The organism is Gordonia sp. 34D, assembly GCF_056682775.1.
Genome location: NZ_CM155293.1, coordinates 2,600,088 through 2,621,590, shown reverse-complemented (window position 1 = coordinate 2,621,590; position 21,503 = coordinate 2,600,088). Strand labels below are relative to the sequence as shown.

Annotated in this window: 19 protein-coding genes and 1 riboswitch; of the genes, 12 read left to right on the top strand and 7 right to left on the bottom strand. The window is 63.7% G+C overall.

Annotated features, from left to right (window positions below; genetic code table 11):
• Positions 1-61 precede the first annotated feature (61 nt).
• From AC1L34_RS12180 to groL, 3 genes are all read left to right on the top strand, one after another.
• Positions 62-1,018, top strand: a complete 957-nt coding sequence (locus tag AC1L34_RS12180) for a cyclase family protein (RefSeq protein ID WP_424297568.1) — start codon at positions 62-64, stop codon at positions 1,016-1,018.
• Positions 1,015-2,706 carry an AMP-binding protein gene (locus AC1L34_RS12175; RefSeq protein ID WP_480034807.1) on the top strand — a complete coding sequence of 564 codons (1,692 nt, stop codon included), beginning with the start codon at positions 1,015-1,017 and terminating at the stop codon, positions 2,704-2,706. The genes AC1L34_RS12180 and AC1L34_RS12175 overlap by 4 nt, the downstream gene beginning before the upstream one ends.
• Before the next feature lie 269 nt (positions 2,707-2,975).
• Positions 2,976-4,598, top strand: coding sequence for a chaperonin GroEL (groL, locus tag AC1L34_RS12170; protein WP_424324102.1), 1,623 nt, complete (start codon positions 2,976-2,978; stop codon positions 4,596-4,598).
• Positions 4,599-4,819: 221 nt separating this feature from the next.
• On the opposite strand, the gene AC1L34_RS12165 is transcribed toward groL, so the two are convergent.
• Positions 4,820-6,121 (bottom strand): amidohydrolase, encoded by a 1,302-nt coding sequence (locus AC1L34_RS12165; protein ID WP_424293528.1) that lies wholly within the window; start codon positions 6,119-6,121, stop codon positions 4,820-4,822.
• 38 nt (positions 6,122-6,159) lie between these two features.
• Here AC1L34_RS12165 and AC1L34_RS12160 point away from each other — a divergent pair, with 38 nt between their 5' ends.
• From AC1L34_RS12160 to AC1L34_RS12135, 6 genes are all read left to right on the top strand, one after another.
• On the top strand, positions 6,160-6,990 hold the full coding sequence (locus AC1L34_RS12160; RefSeq protein WP_424325254.1) for a tyrosine-protein phosphatase: 831 nt from the start codon (positions 6,160-6,162) through the stop codon (positions 6,988-6,990).
• Positions 6,990-7,601, top strand: coding sequence for a TetR/AcrR family transcriptional regulator (locus AC1L34_RS12155; RefSeq protein WP_424325876.1), 612 nt, complete (start codon positions 6,990-6,992; stop codon positions 7,599-7,601). The genes AC1L34_RS12160 and AC1L34_RS12155 overlap by 1 nt, the downstream gene beginning before the upstream one ends.
• Before the next feature lie 56 nt (positions 7,602-7,657).
• On the top strand, positions 7,658-8,095 hold the full coding sequence (locus AC1L34_RS12150; RefSeq protein WP_424293525.1) for an SRPBCC family protein: 438 nt from the start codon (positions 7,658-7,660) through the stop codon (positions 8,093-8,095).
• 262 nt (positions 8,096-8,357) lie between these two features.
• Complete coding sequence (locus tag AC1L34_RS12145; RefSeq protein ID WP_424293524.1) at positions 8,358-8,879, top strand: DUF6764 family protein; 522 nt, start codon at positions 8,358-8,360, stop codon at positions 8,877-8,879.
• Between the two features lie 50 nt (positions 8,880-8,929).
• On the top strand, positions 8,930-9,886 hold the full coding sequence (gene ppk2, locus AC1L34_RS12140; RefSeq protein ID WP_424293523.1) for a polyphosphate kinase 2: 957 nt from the start codon (positions 8,930-8,932) through the stop codon (positions 9,884-9,886).
• A 34-nt stretch (positions 9,887-9,920) separates the two neighbouring features.
• Complete coding sequence (locus AC1L34_RS12135; protein WP_424293522.1) at positions 9,921-10,745, top strand: hypothetical protein; 825 nt, start codon at positions 9,921-9,923, stop codon at positions 10,743-10,745.
• A 29-nt stretch (positions 10,746-10,774) separates the two neighbouring features.
• Here AC1L34_RS12135 and AC1L34_RS12130 read toward each other — a convergent pair whose 3' ends face one another.
• From AC1L34_RS12130 to AC1L34_RS12120, 3 genes are read right to left on the bottom strand one after another with little or no spacing between them, the layout of a single operon-like run.
• Positions 10,775-11,578, bottom strand: a complete 804-nt coding sequence (locus tag AC1L34_RS12130) for an ABC transporter ATP-binding protein (RefSeq protein ID WP_424293521.1) — start codon at positions 11,576-11,578, stop codon at positions 10,775-10,777.
• Positions 11,575-12,645 (bottom strand): FecCD family ABC transporter permease, encoded by a 1,071-nt coding sequence (locus AC1L34_RS12125; protein WP_424322232.1) that lies wholly within the window; start codon positions 12,643-12,645, stop codon positions 11,575-11,577. Before AC1L34_RS12125 ends, AC1L34_RS12130 begins: the two co-directional genes overlap by 4 nt.
• A gap of 9 nt (positions 12,646-12,654) precedes the next feature.
• Complete coding sequence (locus tag AC1L34_RS12120; RefSeq protein WP_424322231.1) at positions 12,655-13,851, bottom strand: ABC transporter substrate-binding protein; 1,197 nt, start codon at positions 13,849-13,851, stop codon at positions 12,655-12,657.
• Between the two features lie 34 nt (positions 13,852-13,885).
• Positions 13,886-14,028, bottom strand: a riboswitch (cobalamin riboswitch).
• 54 nt (positions 14,029-14,082) lie between these two features.
• Here AC1L34_RS12120 and AC1L34_RS12115 point away from each other — a divergent pair.
• Positions 14,083-14,796, top strand: a complete 714-nt coding sequence (locus AC1L34_RS12115) for a rhomboid-like protein (RefSeq protein WP_424322230.1) — start codon at positions 14,083-14,085, stop codon at positions 14,794-14,796.
• On the opposite strand, the gene AC1L34_RS12110 is transcribed toward AC1L34_RS12115, so the two are convergent.
• The 3 genes from AC1L34_RS12110 to AC1L34_RS12100 form a co-directional block, all read right to left on the bottom strand.
• Positions 14,748-16,811: a prolyl oligopeptidase family serine peptidase gene (locus tag AC1L34_RS12110; protein WP_424296110.1), complete on the bottom strand. Its 2,064-nt coding sequence runs from the start codon at positions 16,809-16,811 to the stop codon at positions 14,748-14,750. The genes AC1L34_RS12115 and AC1L34_RS12110 overlap by 49 nt on opposite strands.
• A 36-nt stretch (positions 16,812-16,847) precedes the next feature.
• Positions 16,848-18,224, bottom strand: coding sequence for an MFS transporter (locus tag AC1L34_RS12105; protein ID WP_424296112.1), 1,377 nt, complete (start codon positions 18,222-18,224; stop codon positions 16,848-16,850).
• Positions 18,225-18,395: 171 nt separating this feature from the next.
• Positions 18,396-18,977: a TetR/AcrR family transcriptional regulator gene (locus tag AC1L34_RS12100; protein ID WP_424296114.1), complete on the bottom strand. Its 582-nt coding sequence runs from the start codon at positions 18,975-18,977 to the stop codon at positions 18,396-18,398.
• A 132-nt stretch (positions 18,978-19,109) separates the two neighbouring features.
• Here AC1L34_RS12100 and lpdA point away from each other — a divergent pair, with 132 nt between their 5' ends.
• Together lpdA and AC1L34_RS12090 are read left to right on the top strand one after the other, a co-directional pair.
• A complete protein-coding gene (gene lpdA / locus AC1L34_RS12095) occupies positions 19,110-20,495 on the top strand; it encodes a dihydrolipoyl dehydrogenase (protein ID WP_424296116.1) in 1,386 nt (461 codons plus the stop codon).
• A gap of 116 nt (positions 20,496-20,611) precedes the next feature.
• Positions 20,612-21,499, top strand: coding sequence for a DNA-3-methyladenine glycosylase family protein (locus AC1L34_RS12090; RefSeq protein WP_480034806.1), 888 nt, complete (start codon positions 20,612-20,614; stop codon positions 21,497-21,499).
• Positions 21,500-21,503: the final 4 nt, after the last annotated feature.

Below are 21,503 nucleotides of genomic sequence, written 5' to 3'. Positions count from 1 at the left end.
TTCCTCCCGTGAGCTCAAGCCACCCAAGTGGCTGGGGGCTCCGCCGACGAAAGGTTCTGCGATGACTTCCGTTCCAGACTTGACCGAAATCCTTGAAAACTCCCCGTCCAACTGGGGCAAGTGGGGGCCAGACGATGAGGTCGGCAGCCTTAACTACCTCACCGCCGAGCAGGTCCTGCGTGGAGTGTCGCTCATCAAGCGTGGTGACCTCTTCACCCTGCAGCGGCTGATTGGAGATCCAAAGGGCGACCCCGTGTGGCCCGGACGCACGCCGGCGACAAAGGAAATGGTCTACGACGAGTCTGATTGGGATGAGGGCGGCGACGGACCGCAATTCCCGGGTGGTCTGCACTACGCCGATGACAAGCTCGAAGCCTTCCTGCAGGGGTCGACGCAGTACGACGCCCTGGGGCACGTTTGGTTCGACGGCAAGATCTGGAATGGCTACGACGCGCGCACCACGATTGGTGGACTGCAAAAGGCCAGCGTCGAACCGATCGCTAACCGGGGAGTGGCTGGCCGTGCAGTCTTGCTCGACCTTGCTCGTTGGCGCGGAGTGGACGCACTGGGCCCGAAGGAAGCATTCAGCCACGAGGATCTCCAAGCGTGCGCAGCCGCGCAGGGCGTGGAACTGCGGCCTCGCGACATCCTCCTGATCCGCACCAACCACCTCGAACTGTTCTTCCAGGATGCGGACGGGTTCTACGCGGACTTCGGTGAGCCCGGCTTGGTGTACTCCCCGGAATTGGTGCAGTGGTTCGCCGACATGGAAATCCCGAATCTGGTGACTGACACCATCGCCAACGAGGTCACGCACGACCCCAACAGCGGGGCGGCGCTGGTGCTGCACAACGCCCTGATGCGCAACCTTGGAATCGCCTTCACCGAGATTTGCGACCTGGAGAAGCTGGCGGAGGACTGCGCGAGCGATGGCCGCTACGACTTCTTCTATGTCGCGGCACCGTTGAAGATCCACAGCGCGAGCGGTTCGCCCGTCAACCCGGTGGTGATCAAGTGACTTACGCGGACCGGCCCTGGCTAGCGCGGTACCCGGACTCGGCCCCCACCGATTTGGAGCCCGAGTATTCCTCGGCGCTCGAGGTCTTTGATGCCGCAGTGGCCACCGCGCCCGATGCGGCAATGCTCGCGTACTTCGGAACGTCGCAGACCTTTGCCGACGTCGATCGGGCCTCACGGGCGCTCGCATCCGCGTTGGCGGCGAATGGGTTTAGCCGCGGCGACCGGCTTGCGCTCTACGTGCAGAACAACCCGGCATTTGTCATCGGCATGATTGCCGCATGGCGATTGGGTGGGACGGCAGTGGCGATCAACCCGATGAACAAGCAACGGGAATTGTCGTACTTGCTGCGTGATTCCGGAGCTACGGCATTGCTGGCGCTCGATGATCTGTACGCGCAGATTGGGCGAGAGGTCGTCGAATCTGGCGTCACATCAGTCCACACCGTCGTCACCTGTTCTCCGCTGGACATGCAGGACCGCAACGACGCCCGTCTCTTCGCCGACTATCACGCGGTTCGCACCGATGGCACCCTCGATCTCGGCGAACTGATCGCTGCGGGCGGCGGCAACAGCCTTCCGGACCCGCAGCTCACCCCGGATGATGTCGCCGTTCTGGCGTACACCTCGGGAACCACCGGCGACCCGAAGGGTGCGATGAACACCCACGGCAATTTCGTGTTCAACGCTCAGGTGTACCGCGAATGGACCGGGTTGAAGCCTGGCGAACCGGTCCTGGGTATTGCTCCTTTGTTCCACATCAGTGGGCTGGTCGGGCACATCATGTTCGCCATGTTGATGAAGTCGCCGCTGGTTCTGGCGCATCGTTTCGAGCCGTCGGTGATGCTCGACGCGGTGAAGGAGTACCGTCCCGTCTTCACGATTGGGGCGATTACCGCGCTGAACGCGTTGGCTGCGGCACCGGGCGTTTCGCCCGGCGATCTCTCGTCGCTCCGGATCCTCTATTCGGGTGGCGCACCGATCGCGCCCGCGGTGGGCGATCGGCTCGAACAGATCTACGGTGCCTATGTCCACAACATTTACGGACTCACCGAGACAAATTCACCGTCGCACGCAGTGCCCTTCGGCGTTCGAGCACCGGTCGATCCGGTTTCCGGTGCATTGTCCGTTGGACTGCCGGTGTTCAATACGATCGTGCGTGTCGTGGGGTCGGACGGGGCTGACGTCCCGATCGGCGAGATCGGTGAGTTCGCGACCTCCGGTCCTCAGGTGGTTCCCGGGTATTGGAACAAGCCGGAGGCCACAGCGTCGTCGATCCCCAATGGTGAGTTGCATACAGGCGACGTCGGCTTCATGGACGCTGACGGCTGGTATTACGTCGTCGATCGTAAGAAAGACATGATCAACGCATCGGGCTACAAGATCTGGCCGCGGGAGGTCGAGGACGTTCTCTACTCGCACAGCGCCGTTCGCGAAGCCGCCGTCGTCGGACTGCCGGACGAGTATCGCGGCGAGACGGTGAAGGCCTTCGTCTCGCTGCATCCGGGGCAGAGCGTCGACGAGGCAGAACTCGTCGAATTCTGCAAAGCGCAGATGGCGGCCTACAAGTACCCGCGTTCAGTTGAAGTGATGGACGAACTGCCCAAGACGGTGACCGGCAAGATTCTTCGCCGTGAGCTGCGGGACGACGCAACCGCGTCCTCGCAGCCTGGCGGAGCAAAGTCTTAGGAAATTTCTAGGGACGGGCAGGTTGCAGTATTCCTCGGTAGGGGCGCTGTGACCTGCCCGTTGTTCGTCGTTGGAGGGGTTGGGAGCGGCAAACTCCTTCCTTGCACTCTCGGGGTGTGAGTGCTAAAAATGGTACTTGGCACTCTCGGCATGTGAGTGCCAGGTCGGATCGATGAGATCGGTTCAAAAGACACCCCGGTCGTCCGTCGCGGGCATCCGAGTCCGGCCCGAAGACTTAGTGTCACCCCCTACCGGAGGATCACTTACCAATGGCAAAGCAGATTGCTTTCGACGAAGAGGCACGTCGCGGCCTCGAGCGCGGCCTGAACAGCCTCGCCGACACCGTCAAGGTCACGCTCGGACCCAAGGGCCGCAACGTTGTCCTGGAGAAGAAGTGGGGCGCCCCCACGATCACCAACGATGGTGTTTCCATCGCCAAGGAGATCGAGCTGGAGGACCCGTACGAGAAGATCGGCGCCGAGCTGGTCAAGGAAGTCGCCAAGAAGACTGACGACATCGCGGGCGACGGCACCACCACCGCTACCGTTCTGGCGCAGGCGCTGGTTCGCGAAGGCCTGCGCAATGTCGCAGCCGGCGCAAACCCGCTGGGCCTGAAGCGCGGCATCGAGAAGGCCGTTGCGGCCGTCACCGAATCGCTGCTGGCATCGGCCAAGGAGGTCGAGACCAAGGAGCAGATCGCTGCTACCGCCGGTATCTCGGCAGGCGACCAGACCATCGGCGACCTGATCGCCGAGGCCATGGACAAGGTCGGCAACGAGGGTGTCATCACCGTCGAAGAGTCGAACACCTTCGGCCTGCAGCTCGAACTCACCGAGGGCATGCGCTTCGACAAGGGCTACATCTCGGGCTACTTCGTGACCGACGCCGATCGCCAGGAAGCCGTCCTCGAGGATCCGTACATCCTGCTCGTCTCGGGCAAGATCAGCACCATCAAGGACCTCCTGCCGCTGCTGGAGAAGGTCATCGCGTCGGGCAAGCCCCTCGTGATCATCGCTGAGGACGTCGAAGGCGAAGCTCTCTCGACCCTTATCGTCAACAAGCTCAAGGGCACCTTCAAGTCTGTCGCCGTCAAGGCTCCGGGCTTCGGTGACCGACGCAAGGCCATGCTGGCCGACATCGCCATCCTGTCCGGTGGCGAGGTCATCAGCGAAGAGGTTGGCCTCTCGCTGGAGACCGCTGGTCTCGAACTGCTGGGCACCGCCCGCAAGGTTGTCGTCACCAAGGACGAGACCACCATCGTCGACGGTGCCGGCGATGCCGACGCTATCGGCGGTCGCGTGGCGCAGATCCGCGGCGAGATCGAGAACAGCGACAGCGACTACGACCGCGAGAAGCTGCAGGAGCGCCTGGCGAAGCTGGCCGGTGGCGTTGCAGTCATCAAGGCCGGCGCTGCCACCGAGGTGGAGCTCAAGGAGCGCAAGCACCGCATTGAGGACGCTGTCCGCAACGCGAAGGCTGCCGTCGAAGAGGGCATCGTCGCCGGTGGTGGCGTGGCTCTGCTCCAGTCGGAGTCGGCCATCGACGGACTGGCCCTGGAAGGTGACGAGGCCACCGGTGCGAACATCGTTCGCGTCGCCCTCGAAGCTCCGGCCAAGCAGATCGCTGTCAACGCTGGCCTCGAGCCCGGCGTTGTCGCCGACAAGGTCCGCAACTCGCCGCTGGGAACGGGCCTCAACGCCTCGACCAACTCCTACGAGGACCTGCTGGCTGCCGGCATCAACGACCCGGTGAAGGTCACCCGCTCGGCACTGCAGAATGCAGCATCGATCGCGGCTCTGTTCCTCACCACCGAGGCTGTTGTTGCTGACAAGCCTGCTCCGGCTGCTCCGGCAATGCCGGGCGCCGACGAGATGGGCGGCATGGGCTTCTGATCTTCTGATCATCGCCCTGCGCAGTTTCGCAGAACTCACCGAAGGCCGGTCACCCATTGGGTGGCCGGCCTTCGGCGTTGCCCGCGCATCCTATTCTGCCCGTCGTACCTCCGGCTCCCGTTCTCGCATGATGCGTTGATTCCCGCACTACGTCAGACGTAGTGCGGGAATCAACGCATCATGCGAGAACAGCGACGCGGGGGTACTTGCGGGGCGAGGGGTCAGTCGCGGTTCAGCAACCCCAACATTGCATAGGTGGCGATCTTGCTGCCGTGGGGGATCGCCGACAGGTCGACGAGGTAGTTCGGGTTGTGCGGCGCGTAGGGGAACTCCTCGCCGCGGGCGACGGCAGCGGCGAAGACGTCGGGATCGGCAATGCCGACCATCAGGTAGGTGAACGGCATGTCCGGGTACGGGCCCTTCAACAGCTGGACATCCTCGGAGCCAGTAGCCCGCGGGCTCTCGGTGACGACGAGGGTGTCGCCGAGAACTGCGCCCAACGACGTCGCGATCTGAGCCGACAGCTCCGGATCGTTGACGAGAGGGCTGGAACCGCCCTTCATGATGATCTCCGGCAGTTGGTCCTCGCCCATGCCGTAGGTGCGGGCGATTCCCTCGGACACCGATTTGACGGCGTCGAGCATGATTTCGCGGACCTCGGTGTCGTACCAGCGGAGATTGGCCTTGACCAGCGCCGACGACGGAATGACATTATTTCCGGTACCGGCATCGATGGCACCGACAGTCAGTACGGCGGTCTTCTGCGGGTCAATCATCCGCGACACAATCGTCTGATACTCCACGACCGCCAGCGCCGCCATCAGAACGGGGTCCTTCGCCTTCTGCGGCATGGAACCGTGGCCTCCGACGCCGTGGAACAAGACGTCGAGTTGATCGGTGCCAGCCAGACGCGGACCGGGCGAAGAGACGACGACCCCGACCGGTGCTGGCGCAGTATGCATGCCGATGAGAACGTCCGGCTTGGGAATGTAGTTGTACAGGCCGTCGTCGACCATCGCCTTGGCGCCGGTGATGGGTTCTTCGGCGGGTTGGCCGATCAGGATCAGCGTCCCCGACCATTGGTCCTTCAGGGCGATCAGCGCTTTCGCCATCCCGAGCATCCAGGTGACGTGGGCATCGTGCCCACAGACGTGCGCCACCGGGACTTCGGTACCGTCGTCGAGGGTGACCCGCTTCTTGCTCGCGTATTCAACGTCGGTCTCTTCTTCAACGGGCAACGCATCCATATCGGCGCGGTACATCACGGTGGGACCGTCGCCGTTGCGGTAAATGGCGGCCACACCCGTGGTACCGATGCCGGTCGTGATGTCGAATCCGAGGTTCTGCAGGTTAAGTTCGACGATCCGCGCGGTCTGCGTTTCCATAAACGCGAGCTCGGGGTTGCGATGGATTCCCTTAAAGAGTTCGACGAGCCGCTCGCGGTCGTCATCAATCAACTGGTTCACATCGGCGATGAGAGCGTCGGACAGTGGCTTCACGGATGACTCGGCAGGGATGCTCACTCAACCATCGTAACGAGCGGTTGAGCATAATGAGGCCTATGACAGATCAGGTTGTTCCCGCTCCCGGTGCGCCCAGCGCGATTGCCGCACTCCCCAACTTGCGCGACCTCGGTGGTTGGCGTGGTGCTGATGACCGCCCGGTGCGATACGGAATGTTGTTCCGCTCCACCGACTTCCGGTCGCTCGCTGGCAACGAGGCAGAGGCGGCGAAGGTTCAGGCCGAGCTTGGTTTGCGCACCGTCTACGACCTTCGCTCGACGGCCGAGACAGAGGCGATGCCGGATCCGAAGTGGGACGACGTCGCCGAACTGCACTTGGACGTGCTCGCTGGTACGTCGATGGCAGTACCTGCCAACCTTGTGACGGTGCTGACCAATCCGGAAGCTATCGGTGAGATCAACAAGTTCCTCGAGGGCGGCGGCGCTGCAGCGAAGATGAGCGGCACCTATCGGGACATGGTGACCGTCGACAGTGCGCGAGAAAGCTACCGGCGTTTCTACAGCGGGCTCCTCGGCAAGGACCGCGCGCCAGCACTGTTCCATTGCACCACCGGTAAGGATCGGACGGGCTGGGCTGCGGCGTCGTTCTTTTCACTGATGGGAGTGTCGCGCGAAGACATCTTCACCGACTACCTCCTCACCAACGACCGATTGCTCCCCGCACTGGCTCCGGTGTTCGACAAGTTCGCGGCGGCTGGCGGCGACACCGACAAACTCCGCGACATTTTGGGCGTGCGCGCCGAGTACCTACAGGCCGCATTTGACGAAGTCGAAGCGACGCACGGCGGGATTGCCGGATACTTCTCCGACGGTCTCGGGATCGATCAGGCAGCTCAGGCCGGTCTCCGGGAGCGGTTCCTGTCGGCGTGATGGTCGATACGACGTCGCCGCGGGCCGCTATGGTGCGGTGCGCGACGGATTTGATCTCCCGGAATGGGGTGGCGGGGACGTCGATCGGTGCGGTGCTGCAGGCGGCGGGCGCGGCTCGCGGGTCGGTGTACTACCACTTTCCGGGAGGTCGGGCCCAACTGATGGCTGAGGCCGTCCGCCACGGGGGTGAAGTTTTGGGGGCCGATCTCAACCGTGCGCGCCGACTGCCCGTCCAGTCGGCGATTCCGGCGATCGCCGGAATATGGCGAGCGCGTTTGCTGGACAGCGACTTTGCCCTCGGGTGCCCGGTGGCTGCGGGGGCGCAGGCCCGCGGCACGGATCCGGAAGCGACGGATGCCGCTGAAGAGATCTTCCTTCAGTGGGGCCACCTCCTGTCGGCGCGTTTCCGCGAAGAGGACTACGACGATCGCCGCGCTGATGAACTGGCCGATGCGATCCTGGTCGGTATTGAAGGTGCCGTAATTTTGTGCCGGGCCAGGCGCGGTATTGACGCACTCGACCGGATAGTTATTGACCTGCAAGACCTCGCGAGGCGCGGCGGACCAGACAGCCTCGACACCGATGACGAGATACGCCAGCACAGGATTTGAATCACTTTTGCCAAGCAGTCGGGATCGCCGCACAGCGCTGAGGTAGGTTTGCCGACATGGCTGTCTCTGCATCAACTGAATTTGACGTAAAAGCACCCCCGGCGCTCGTGATGGAAGTTCTTCTCGACGTCGAGTCCCTTCCTGACTGGTCGGGACCGCACAAGTCGGCGAAGATCGTCACCACCGACGACGAAGGCCGCCCGCTGCGCGTGGACCTTTCGGTGAGTGCCGTAGGCATGACCGATCATCAGTCACTCGACTACTCGTGGACCGACAACACGTGTGCGTGGGAACTGGTCCAGTCTGACCAGTTGAGCCTGCAGCAGGGCGTGTACACGCTCAGCGAAAAGGCCGACGGGACGACGCACGTGAAGTTCGACCTCACTATCGACCTGAAGATCAAGCTCCCGGGTCTGATCGTGAAGCGCGCGCAGAAGATGGCGGTCGACACCGCTAAGAAGGGCCTGACCGACGAGGTCAAACGCCGCTCCTGAAATACCCGTCCAGCCAGCCCCGACGCCACTTGCGTCGGGGCTGACTTATTTTGGGCCGGAGACCGTTCCCCTGCGTCGCGGACTTGGTGAAAAACTATGCCCGAAACGGACTTTCGGGATGTTTATGGCGCGGGAATGATGCGGTCCGATCACGATCGCACCGGAGGTGCGTGAGCCGGTCTGCGGTGGGGGTAGCGTGGCGCGTGCGCGGTGCGACGGTGGGGTCGCGCAGTTTGCATTCATTTTTTGTGAGAGGGATTCCATGCGGATCGGGACGCTGTTTTTTCGGACATTTTTTGTACTGGTTGCTGCGGCGGCAGCAATGAGCCTGACGTCGTTGCTCGGTGGTGGTGGTGCCGCCAGTGCCAAGACCACCTGTACGGCCAACAACAATCAGCGAGTTGAGCACAACCGCGGGGAAAGCAACTGCATCGCGAATGCCGGTCCGGGGAGCAGGGCGTCGGCGAAGGACACCACCAACAGCGGTGCGGCCCTCGCGGTGGCGACCACGGGCGGTACCGCCACCGCCGAGAACAACGGTGCTGATTCCTCGGCCTTGGCGAGTGGCATCTACGGCGGCCACGGCTACGCGTACACCTTCGGTTCGCATTCCAGCTCGGTCGCTCAGGGACGCCATGGTGGCACGGCCATCGCGGTGACCGGCGCTGCCGGTGGGGCGTTCGCGACCAGCGATGGGGTGGCCTGCCTCGGCTCAATGGCCGCAACCTACGACACCCGGACCGGGCGCGGTTGCTTCCGGTGGGGCGAAATCTACCTGCGTTGAGCATGTTTGGGTGACGTGCAGGGCGGCGATCGTGGCACTAGGGTGACAGAGTGGACCCTTTCGCCAATGAGCCCCCTGCACTTCCCGTCGGCCCGGACCTGAGTTTGGTCTCCGGTCGTGAGGCACTACAGCGAATCGTCGATCTGCGCGACACGACGAGTTTTACCGTCGTCGACGACGATGATGACGATCCCATCCTGCTGACTCTTCCCGAGCGGAATGTGGTCGACACCTGGCGCGAGGACTACCCGTACAACGAGCGGATGAGTCGGCGCGAGTACGAGGTCACCAAGCGTCGCCTGCAAATCGAACTGCTGAAGTTGCAGAAGTGGACCAAGCAGACCGGGCAGCGGCATCTGCTGGTTTTTGAGGGCCGCGACGCGGCGGGCAAGGGTGGAACCATTAAACGGTTCAACGAACACCTCAACCCCCGCGGTGCGCGCACGGTGGCGCTGGAGAAGCCGACCGAACGCGAGGCCACCGAGTGGTATTTCCAGCGTTACGTCCAGCATCTGCCCGCGGCCGGGGAGATGGTCTTCTTCGATCGCTCCTGGTACAACCGGGCGGGCGTCGAACGGGTCATGAACTTCTGCACCGATGCGCAGTACACAGAGTTCATGCGGCAGGCGCCCGCGTTCGAGAAAATGCTGGTCGACGACGGTATCCATGTGGTCAAGTTCTGGTTCTCGGTGACGCCGCTGGAACAGCGGACCAGATTCGCGATCCGGCAGATAGATCCGGTGCGACAGTGGAAACTTTCGCCGATGGATCTGGCGTCCCTCGATCGCTGGGAGGCGTACACCGATGCCAAGCAACGGATGTTCACCAGCACAGATACCGATTTTGCGCCGTGGATCGTGGTGAAGAGCAACGACAAGAAGCGCGCTCGTATCAATGCGATGCGGTATGTGCTGAGCTTGCACGACTACGACGGCAAAGACGTCGCGCTCGTCGGTGAACCGGATCCGTTGATTGTTGGTCGCGCCCGCGACCTCGTCGGCGAATGACGGACATCAGTCGGCAACAGGTAGCCTCGACACGGTGCGAAGCGTAGTTTCCGGTCTGTTCACCGTGGTGGCGATGGTCTGCATGATTGTCGCAGTTCCGAGCGTGTGGCTGACCCAGCGAGTGGTATCGACCGACGGCTTTGTGGCGTCCGCGTCGGAGGCTGCGAAGACCAGCGAGGTGCAGGACTACTTCTCCCAGAAGGTCGCGGATTCGATCGAGCAGGCAAGTGGGTCAAAGCTCGCCAGCAACGTCGCGCTCCCGCTGGCGCAGTCGTACTCGCGGACCGATGCCTTTGTCCGGGACTTCGCGGAAGTGGCACGTCAGCAACACGACTGGCTCTTTACCCAGCCGGCCCCGGACGCTGACCTGCATCTGATGGAACTCGATATCACGCCGATGATCAACGACGCGATCAAACAGGCGTCCATTCCCGTCCCGGTCTCGTTCGACCGTCCGATTTTGGTGACGATTGATCAGCGCCAAATCACTGCGGGGTCGATGGAAGACAGCGGGAAGCTGGTGACGGTGGCGGCGTGGGTGTCGGTGATTGGTGCCATCGTCGCAGCGCTCCTGGCTCTTCTGCTGGCTGTCCGACGCAGCACGGTCTTGGCGTGGCTTGGTGTGGGAGGCGTGCTGGCCGGAGTGATCGGTGCCTTGCTCGCGGTCGCGACGAAGAGCGTCGTCAGTGATCGCCTCGCCGACACGGACCCGTCGGCCCGCAACACTATCGAGGTGGTGGTCGGCGGGATTTCCGATGACCTCACCCAATTGTCGCTGCTCGTCGGCGTCGGCGGACTCATCGTGCTGGCCGTCGGCGGCGTGGCCCGAGTGGTGTCTGGTCGACGCGCACTCGCCTAGCCGCAGGTCGACCGACTACGGGCTACCGTCTACTCGGCAGGGGGTCGTGGCTCCACGTCGAACACGAACCGCGCGGCGTCGAAGCGGAGACGGCCGCGGTCGAATGCCGTAGCCACTGCACCCGACTCGGCCACCTCGCTCGGGGTGCCCGAATGCAGGGTCCCGTCGGGGGCCAGGAGCCAGAGCGAATCCGACAGCCGCATTGCCAATTCCAATTCGTGCGACGACACCAGGACGGTGATGTCGTGATCGCGCGCCAGCGTCGTCACCAGATCGAGGAACTCCACGCGCGACGGCGCATCCAAGTGCGACGTCGGTTCGTCGAGCACCAATAGTTCGGGATCTTGGGCAAGCGCCCGAGCCGCGAGGACTCGCTGCCCCTCACCGTCGGAGAGATCATGAAACGCCCTATCGGCCAACGACTGTGCGCGCACCGCTGACAGGGCCCAGTCGGCGCGGGCGCGGTCGTGCTCCGAGAGTCGCCCGGTGACCCCGACATACGGCGTGCGACCGAGTTCGGCCACTTCGCGGGCGGTGAGGCGGCCAGGGTCGATCACCTGGGTGCCCACTGTTGCGATCCGCCGGGCAATCCGGGCTGGCCGCATTCGGGTGGTATCGGTGCCGTCGGCCAGCAGTACCGCTCCCGAAAACGGTTTCTGAAGTCCGCAAATGGTGCGCAACAGCGTCGACTTGCCTGCACCGTTCGGGCCAATCAGCGTGGTCAGCGCGCCGCGGTGCGCGACGGCGTTGAGATCGGCGGCAACCGTCGTCCGCGTGCGACGGTGTCGATAGCCGATCGTGAGGGAGTCGAGGGTCAAGCCTGCGGGCGTCACACGGCACCGCCTTGGCCGCGCCCGCGCAGCAGCACGGTGATGACGATCGGCGCGCCGATCAAGGCTGTCACCGCGTTGAGCGGGAGGGCGTTGTCTTGGCCGGGCAACTCGGCAATCACACCGCACCACACGGCCAATAGTGCTCCGACCACGACGCAGGCCGGCAGGAGGATTCGATGATTCGCCGTCCCAAACAGTCCACGCGCAATGTGCGGGATTACCAGTCCGAGGAAGCCGACGGGTCCGCAGTACGCGGTGACGACGCCGGTCAGAATGGCCGCGGACAGCAGCGTGGTGGCCCGCGTAATCCGCAGGTCGATGCCCATCGACCGGGCATACTCCTCGCCGAGGAGCAGCGCATTCAGTGAGCGGACCGAAGCCAACGACACCAAGATCCCGAACAACACGACCGGCGCGGCGATCTTGAGGTCGTCCCACGACGTCGCCGAGAACGTGCCAAGGCCCCACATCATGTACTCCTTGACGGAGTTAGGGTCGGCGTAGACGATCAGCACCGCCACCAGCGAACCGGTGACCGATCCGATCATCACGCCGATCAGCAGCAGGGTCACCGCACTGTGGACCCAAACCGAAAACAGCAAGACCAGCCCGAGAACTACGGCGGCACCGATAGCGGCGGCCGCGACGCTGCCCGCTCGACCCCATCCGGCCAGGCCGCCAGCAAAGCTCGCCGCCCCGGCCGTTCCTGCCGTCAGGGCTACCAGGGCGACGCCGAGACTGGCTCCGGAGTTGGCGCCGAGAATGTAGGGATCAGCGAGGGGGTTGCGAAATAGCGTCTGCATTTGCAGGCCAGCGACCCCGAGTGCCGCGCCAACGAGAGCCGCCGTAGTGATGCGCGGGAGTCGGACATTGCGGAGGATGAAGTCGAGACCATCGTCGGGCAGATGCCCGCCGGTCAGGACTTTCACCGTGTCGCCCGCCGGAATTGGCACCGAGCCGAACGCGGCCGCCAGGAGCACGGAAACAACACACCCCACCAGCAGCCCGCCCCACACCAGGGCGTTGCGGTCGCGGCGCGATGTCGACGCGACTGGACTCTTCGTCATGCCGTGGACTTACTGCGCTGGCAGGTGCAGGTAGAACTCGAATTTGTGGTTCGGGTACAGGTCGGGATGCAAGATGGCGGCGAGGTCGGCGAGCACCAGGTCGGGACGCAGCACGCCCTTCTCCCAGTAGTCGTTGCCGCCGCCAGCGTTCGTTGCCTTGGTGCTGTTCCAGGCCTGCTCAGCGGGTTTAGCGAAGGCCCGATAGCGCGGGTCTTGCTTGTACAAGTCGGCGAGTGAGGCGATAGTCGGGTCGCTGAGCAGCCACTTGTCGGCTAGGCGGCCCTTGGCAATGACGGCTTCCACCGACAGTTGCAGGCTCCCCTGCGCGGGGTCGTTGATCCACGGGTAGGTACCGCCAGCGTCGGCGACCAACTTGCCAAAGTAGCTATCGCCCGACGCCATCATCCACGTACCGTTCGAGATTCCGCCGAGCAGCACATTGGTTTTCGGGGCATTCGCAAGGTTCGCCGCCACGGCCCGATAGCTGTTCTTAACGTCGTTGAAGACGTTGGCGGCTTCCTTTTCGGTGCCCGTCAGAGCGGCGAAGAACTTGATCCACTCGGCACGGCCCAGCGGATTCTCTTCCAACCAGTCGGCGTCGGCGATGACTGGGATTCCCGCGCCGGTGATTTTCCCGAAGGCGGGGGAGTCGTTGCCGTCGGTCACCAGCACGTCCGGTCGTCCGGCAATCACCTTTTCGGCGTTCACCACGCCAGCATCGGCGAATTCGCGGACCTTATCCGCCTTGATTCGCTCAACGATTTCGGGAGTCGAGACGTATCCGGTGGTCGCAACGCCCGTCACGGTATCGGCGGCACCGAGTGCGGCGATCGACGGCAGGTGGGTCGTCGACCCGGAATACAGGGTCCGCACCGGGACTTGGACTTGCGGGGCGTCGGCCAGTGCACCGTCGAGCTTCGGGGCGGGCGCACCACAGCGGACCAGCACATACGATGCGGCCGGTGCACCTTGTGATGGATGCGCCACGGTTACTACCTGATACGAGTTGTGGTACTCGATCTTCAGGCCGGTGGCTTCGTCGATGGTCGACTTATCCGGAAAATAGTCCTTCGACGCGTCGAAGTCGGTGATGCAGTCGCGGGTGCTGCCCGCGTCGTTTGCCGGGGCCGTTGAGCAACCGGTCGCAACGATCGGGATAGTCACGGCGACGGCCGCGACGAGCACGCTGAGTCGAGTGGCACGCATGGATCAGAAACCTCCCTCGGGGATGCTCCGCCCCGGGTCTGCAGAAGCGACGGTGAGTGTCTGACTTGCTACTCGGAAAGAAACTTCCTCGGGTAGGTCACAGTGGCGGGACCGTGCCGGACTCACACCGGCTTCCTCACGGGATATCGCTTAGTTATCGGCGCAAATCTAGCATGCAGACATTCTCAACTCCCACTGGCGCAAGCCCCTTGACGGGCTTAACGTGGGGCGATGAGCGAGACTCGGAGCAGATGGCGTCGCGCGATCGCCATCGCCGGGGACTGGGTGCGCCGCGCACCAATCACGTACCTGTGGCTGGTGGTACTGCTGGCAACCACCGTTGTCCAGCATCGTGTTTCGCCCGAGAAGCTCGACGCGATCCTTGGCCGGAGATCGACCAATATCGCGAACCTCTTGCACGATCCGCTCCGGGCCTTCTTCGGCAGCCTTCTCTGGCTCGACGGTGCGTACTGGGTGCCGTACTTTCTTGGCTTCACGATTTTCCTGGCAACCGCTGAACGCTGGATGGGGAGTAGACGGTACCTCGCGGTCGGCCTCGCCGGACACATCCTCGCCACCCTGATCAGCCAGGGGCTGGTCGGTGCCGCCATACAAACCGGCGTCGCCAACCCGTCACTGCGCTACGCCACCGACGTCGGTGTCAGCTACTTCATGGCCGCGGTGATCGGCGTGCTGTCGTACTATCTGCCGCGTCCCTGGCGGTGGATCTACATCGCCGGCGCCGTCGTCGTGTTTTGCGGACCGCTATTGGATCTGCCGGTGAGTTTTACCGCCGTCGGGCACGCGAGCGCGCTCGCCATCGGCTTCGCGTGCTACCCGCTGGTGCGGGGCAAGCCAATGCTCAACGTCGACGCCCTGCTGAAACGGATCCGCGGCTATGCGCCCGCCTCCTTGCGGCCCAGCGCGCGCCACAAGAATTCGTAAGCCAGCGCCGACTTGAACGCGCTCTGCCGGTTGTCGGCCGCGCCGCCGTGCCCGCCTTCGATATTTTCGTAGTACTGCACCTCATGCCCCTGCTCTTCCATGCGGGCCACAAACTTCCGCGCGTGCCCGGGATGCACGCGGTCGTCGCGGGTCGACGTTGTCACCAGCATTTTCGGCATCGCGGCATCGGCACGCAGTCGCTGGTACGGCGAGTATTTGGCGATGAACTCCCACTCGTCGGGGTCGTCGGGGTCGCCATACTCTGCCATCCACGATGCGCCAGCCAGCAGAAGGTGATAGCGGCGCATATCGAGCAGCGGCACCTGGCAGACCAGGGCGCCGAAGAGCTCCGGATAGCTCGTCGCCATGACCCCCATCAGGAGGCCGCCGTTGGAGCCGCCTTGCGCCCCAAGCTGTTCGGGCGTCGTAAGGCGGCGTGCGACGAGGTCGCGGGCCACCGCAGCGAAGTCCTCGTACACCAGGTGGCGACCCGCCTTCAGCGCCTGCGTGTGCCACTCCGGGCCGTACTCGCCGCCGCCGCGAATATTCGCAATCACGTAGATGCCGCCGCGACTGAGCCAACTGCGCCCGGCAATGCCCATGTACGACGGTGTCATCGAGTTCTCGAAGCCGCCATACCCGTACAGCAGGGTGGGGCCGGACGCGACATCGTCTCGCTTGATCACGAAGTAGGGGATGGCGGTGCCGTCGTCGGACGTGGCGAAGAACTGCTGCGTGGAAACTGTCGAGGCATCGTAGAACTCGGGCGACGACTTGATGATGGAGACACCGTCGCTGGTGGAGCCGTGCAGCAGGCTCGGGGCCCGCGTAAAACTACTTGCTGAGAGCCAGATTTCGTCGCTGTGGTCGGGGTCGGCGTCGAGGACGCCAACGGTTGCCAAATCGGGGATGCCAGCAACCGTCGCCAGCTGCCACGTGCCGAGTTCACGGAACTCCAAGCGGGTGGCAACGTCGTGCAGCGTCACCATCACCAAATGCGACTGGGTGAACGCGAAGTCCTCAAGGCTCGTGTGCGCATCAGGTGCGAAGAGAACCCGGTGGGTCCGGTCTCCCGCGAGGTAGGCGGGGTAGTCGAACACCAGCAGGGTGCCTGCGGGATGCGTGATGGCCGGGCCATCCGGGCCGTCGATGGTCCACTCCGACCGCACCAGCACCAGCAGCCAGTTGTGGCGGACGACGAAGAAGGCATCAGTGGGAACCTCGATCCGGATCAGTTCGCCATCCCGGAGTTCGTAGTCGAGCGCATTAAAGAAGTCCGTCGACCGTGACACGAAATGCCGCACATAGCCCGGTGTGGTGTCGCACGTGGCGGCAACGGCCACGTCGGAGACCTCGCCAGCGAAGACCGTCGGGGCGTCGGCCACATCGGTGCCACGCGACCACCGGCGCACGGTCCGCGGATAGCCGGACGACGTCAGCGCCGACAGGCCATCGGGGGTGGAGGCGAAATCGGTTGCCACGTAGACGGTGTCGCGGTCGATCCAACCGACCGTCGACTTCGCCTCCGGCAACGTGAACCCGTCGGCCACCCAGGTACCGGCGCTCACGTCGAACTCCCGAACCACCGCAGCATCAGCACCGCCGCGCGATAGGGAAATCAGCGCGCGGTCGTAGTCCGGGCGGAGCATCGTGGCCCCAGACCACACCCAATTCTCGTTCTCATCGGACGCCAGAGCATCGACGTCGATCAGCACATCCCATTCCGGATCGGCGGCGCGGTACTGCTCGAGGGTGGTGCGGCGCCACAGGCCCTTCGGGTGCGCCGCATCGCGCCAAAAGTTGTAGAGAAACTCGCCGCGCCGACGCACATAGGCGATCCGATCGTCGGTATCGAGGACCTCGAGGGCTCCGGACTCGAGTTCGGCAAACCGGTCTGAGTCGGTCAAATCGGCGATCGTCGGCGCGTTGTGGTCGCGAACCCAAGCGAGGGCGTCGTCGCCGGTCACCTCCTCGAGCCAGAGGTACGGGTCGGCCAGCACGTCGTCGTTGGTCACCGAATCAACGGTACCGGGACCGGGCCACGGAAGCGGTTAGGCGTGGATGGGTGCCTTCGTTTCCAGTGTCGGCGCTTCGTCATCCACGCCGGGGATCGCGGTGCCAGCAATCGGCACCCCCGCGGTTTCGGTGAGGAACCGGAGTGCGACGAGGCCAACCAGGCATGCGCCCATCATGTACAGCGCCGGAAACAGCGTCCACCCGGTCCCGTCGACCACGGCATCGTTCACCAGCGGTGCGGTACCGCCAAACGCGGCCGTCGATACGTTGTAGGAAATCGCGAATCCCGCATACCGGACGTGGGTCGGGAACATCGCGGGGAACGTCGCCGAGATGGTTGCCAGTTGCGGGATGTACAGGATGCCTAGGACGACAAACCCGACGATTGCCCAACCGAAACTCTGACCCATCAGCCAATACATCGGCACCGCCAGAACCAGCAGTCCGATCAACGACCACCGCCACATCGGCTTGCGGCCCGTTCGGTCCGACCACGCACCGAACACGGGGATCAGCACCATCATCAGCACCTGGCCGATCAACATCACGACCGAAGCCGAATCCTCGCTGAGTCCGAGGGACCCCTTCAGATACTGCGGTTGGTACGCCAGCAGTGTGTAGTTACAGACATTGAGTGCAACCACCATCCCGAACATGATCAGGATGGGCTTCCAGTACGTGCCGATTGTCTCGCGGAGTTGACCCACGATGCCCCCGGTGTCGGGCTTGTCGGCCTCAGTGAAAATTGGCGGATCGTCCAATTGCGACCGCAGGTAGAGGCCCGCGATGCCCAGTGGCAGGGCCAGCAAGAAGGGGAGACGCCAACCCCACTCGCTCATCTGCGATTCCGACAGCGCCAAACTCATGAACAACACGATCGCCGTGCCGGAAGCAAAGCCGGCCATCGTGCCAAATTCCAGGAAACTGCCGAGCTTGCCGCGTTTGCGGGGCGGTGCATACTCGGCCATGAAAGTGGCCGCACCACCGTATTCGCCACCCGTCGAGAAGCCCTGTACGACGCGCAAGGCGATGAGCAGGATGGGAGCCCAAATACCGATCGAGGCATGAGTTGGCAGTACGCCTATCAATGCGGTGGCCAACGAAATCAGCAGGATGGTGATCGCGAGGACGTGTTTGCGACCAAGGCGGTCGCCGAGCGGGCCCCACACAAATCCGCCGAGCGGACGCAGCGCGAACGACACGGCAAAGCCGAGCATGGTTCCGATCGTGCCGAGGCTGCCCGGGAAGAAGGCCTGCGTGAGATAGGTCGTCGTGGCGGCGTAGACGCCGTAGTCGTACCACTCGGTGGCATTGCCGATGGCCGAGGCGGCGATGGCTTTTCTAATAACCGCGGGCGACGGGGCCTGCGCAGTCTGGGGCGCCACTGCGCCGCCAGTATTCGATTCAGTCATGGGACCTTAGAAGTTCGAGAGTCGGTTCTTTGGTCTTGCGATCTGGTGCGCGAATACCACTCCCCAGCGATGCCGGTTGGGCCGATAGACACTTCGAGGTATCCCCCGAACGGACTACACCTGCCTATCACGTTCAACGGCGCGATGCGACCGTTGTACCCGAGATCGGGGCTATTGAATGCCCTTCGGGAGGCCCGCCAGTCCGGCGATCAGGAAGTCGCGCAGAGCCGCCACATTGTCGGGTGAGATCTCCTGCGGTGCGGTGAGTTCAGTCATGATGACGGTGAAGGTGAAGCGCCAGCGACGTCGTGCCACATCCGGTTCCAAACCGGCAACCTTGCTGGTGAGCAACTTGGTCCACACATCGAGGCGGAACCACTCGCTCGACCAGGGGGTGTCCGGGTTCGACAACACGAACTGGGCGAGCACGTGAACCACCGGGGCCGACTTCGGGGAAGCCTGCATGGTGATGAGGGGGTCTAAGACCGCATCGACAATGTCGGCAATCGTGGCCGACTCTCCGCCAAGGGATTCGAGCATGTGGTCGGAGGCGGGTTCAAAACGATCCAGCAGCAGCGCCGCGACCAGGCCATCCTTGGAACCAAAATGCTCCTGGACGGCGGTCGGATCGGCGCCAGCTGCCGCGCACACGTCTTCGGTGCGCAGCCGTCCGTAGGTCACGGTCGCGAGGAGTTCCTCTGCGGCGTCGAGCAACTTGGCGCGCGTATCAGCGGAGTCCGAAGCTGAGGTCATCTTCTGATCACACCACAATCTGCGCCAATGGTGCCGACCGTGTGGCATGTGGGTACCGGAAAAATTGTGATTGAGAACGTAACTCCGGAGGGATAGCTGCACGGCGCACAGCCGCGACGTAGGCTGAACCCCGTGGCTGAACATTTTCAAACAGTTGTCCTTGGAGCCGGTCCTGGCGGGTACGTGGCCGCGATCCGGTCCGCCCAGTTGGGCATGAAGACCGCCGTCATCGAAGAGAAGTGGTGGGGAGGTGTTTGTCTCAACGTCGGCTGTATCCCGTCGAAGGCGTTGCTGCGCAATGCCGAACTCGCCCACGTCTTTAACCACGAGGCTAAGACCTTCGGCATCAGCGGCGAGGTGAGCTTCGATTTCGGGGCCGCTTTCGACCGCAGCCGTAGCGTCTCTGACGGCATCGTCAAGGGCGTTCACTTCCTGATGAAGAAGAACGGCATCACCGAGATCGATGGGTACGGCGTGTTCCGCGACGCGAACACCATCGTCGTCGGTGACCGCGAGATCACCTACGACAACGTCATCATCGACACTGGGTCCACCGTGCGACTCCTGCCGGGCGTCGCGCTGTCGGAGAATGTCGTGACCTACGAGACGCAAATCCTGACGCGCGAACTCCCCGAATCCATCGTGATTGTCGGTGCGGGTGCCATCGGCATGGAGTTTGGTTACGTGCTCGCCAACTACGGCGTCGACGTGACGATCGTCGAGTTTATGCCGCGAGTGCTCCCGAACGAAGACGCCGATGTCTCGAAGGAGATCGCGAAGGCGTACAAGAAGTTGGGCGTCAAGATCCTGACCGGCACTGCCGTGCAGACCGTCGTCGATAACGGCGACAACGTGACCGTCACCTATAAGGATCCGAAGGGCGCCGAAGGTTCCCTGACTGTCGACAAGGTGCTCATGTCGGTCGGTTTCGCGCCCCGCGTCGAAGGCTTCGGCCTGGAGAACACCGGCGTCGCACTCACCGACCGCGGCGCCATCGACATCGACGATTACATGCGCACCAACGTTCCCGGCATCTACGCCATCGGTGACGTCACCGCGAAGTTGCAGCTGGCGCACGTCGCCGAAGCACAGGGCGTGGTGGCAGCTGAGACGATGGCCGGTGCCGAGACCATGGCGCTTGGCGACTACCGGATGATGCCGCGCGCCACGTTCTGCCAACCTCAGGTCGCATCGTTTGGACTTACCGAGGAACAAGCTGAGGCCGAGGGCTACGACATCACGGTCACAAAGTTCCCGTTCAGCGCTAACGGCAAGGCGCAGGGTCTGGCCGCGGGAGCCGGGTTCGTCAAGCTGATCACCAATGCCGAAACTGAGGAACTTCTCGGTGGACACCTGGTCGGCGACAGCGTTTCCGAGCTGCTCCCAGAGCTGACCCTGGCCCAGAAGTGGGATCTCACGGCCCGCGAACTGGCCCGCAACGTCCACACTCATCCCACGATGAGCGAGGCCATGCAGGAAACCTTCCACGGCGCGATCGGCCACATGATCAACCTGTAGGTCGCGCTGCGCGCCCCCGCCTTCTCGCATGATGCGTCGATTCCCGCACTACGTCAGACGTAGTGCGGGAATCGACGCATCATGCGAGAACAGGTAGGGCGGGCACAATGGGAGGCGTGGCGGCACAGAAACTGGAACGACGGTGGACGACGTCGACTCGAATTCCGGTGCGGGCCATGCTGGCAATCCATCAACGGGGCAGCGGCGATCCAGCGTTCCGTGTCGCCGCCGATGGGTCGGTGTGGCGCGCCGTACACACCCCCGACGGACCGGGAACAGTGACGATCGCGACCGGTGCCGGAACGGAACTAATCGCCCGCGCCTGGGGGCCGGGCGCAGCCTGGCTGATTGACACCGCCCCAAAAATGCTCGGCGCAGCAGACGATCCGACACAGTTCATCCCGCGCGACGCCGTCGTCGAACGACTTGCCGCCAAAGTCCCGAATCTGCGGATCGGGCGGACCGACCGGGTGTGGGAGGCCCTCGTCGGTGCAGTGATCGAGCAGAAAGTCACCGGCACCGAGGCATACCGTGCGTGGCGCTACCTACTTACCAAGTACGCCGAACGTGCGCCCGGTCCCGTGCCCGACGACATGCGCGTCCCGCCGCCGCGACAACGGTGGCGGGACATCACCGAATCCGACTGGCATCGAAGCGGACTGGAAGCCATCCGCGCCAAAACCATTCGCACGGCGGCGGCAGTCGACGTCGAAACCAAGGCCGATCGTCTCACCGCGCTGCCTGGCGTCGGGCTCTGGACCGCCGCGCACACCCGCATTCGCGCCGTCGGCGATCCCGACGCGGTACCCGTCGGCGACTACCACACGCCGTCGGTCGTCGGGATGGCGCTGGCGGGCGAAAAAGTCGACGACGACGGCATGCTTGAACTACTGGAACCCTATGCCGGACAACGCTATCGAGTGATCCGACTGTGCGAACTCGGGGCCGGGATGCCCGAGCGGCGCGGGCCCCGCATGTCCGTGCGTGACTATCGTCGGATGTGACGAC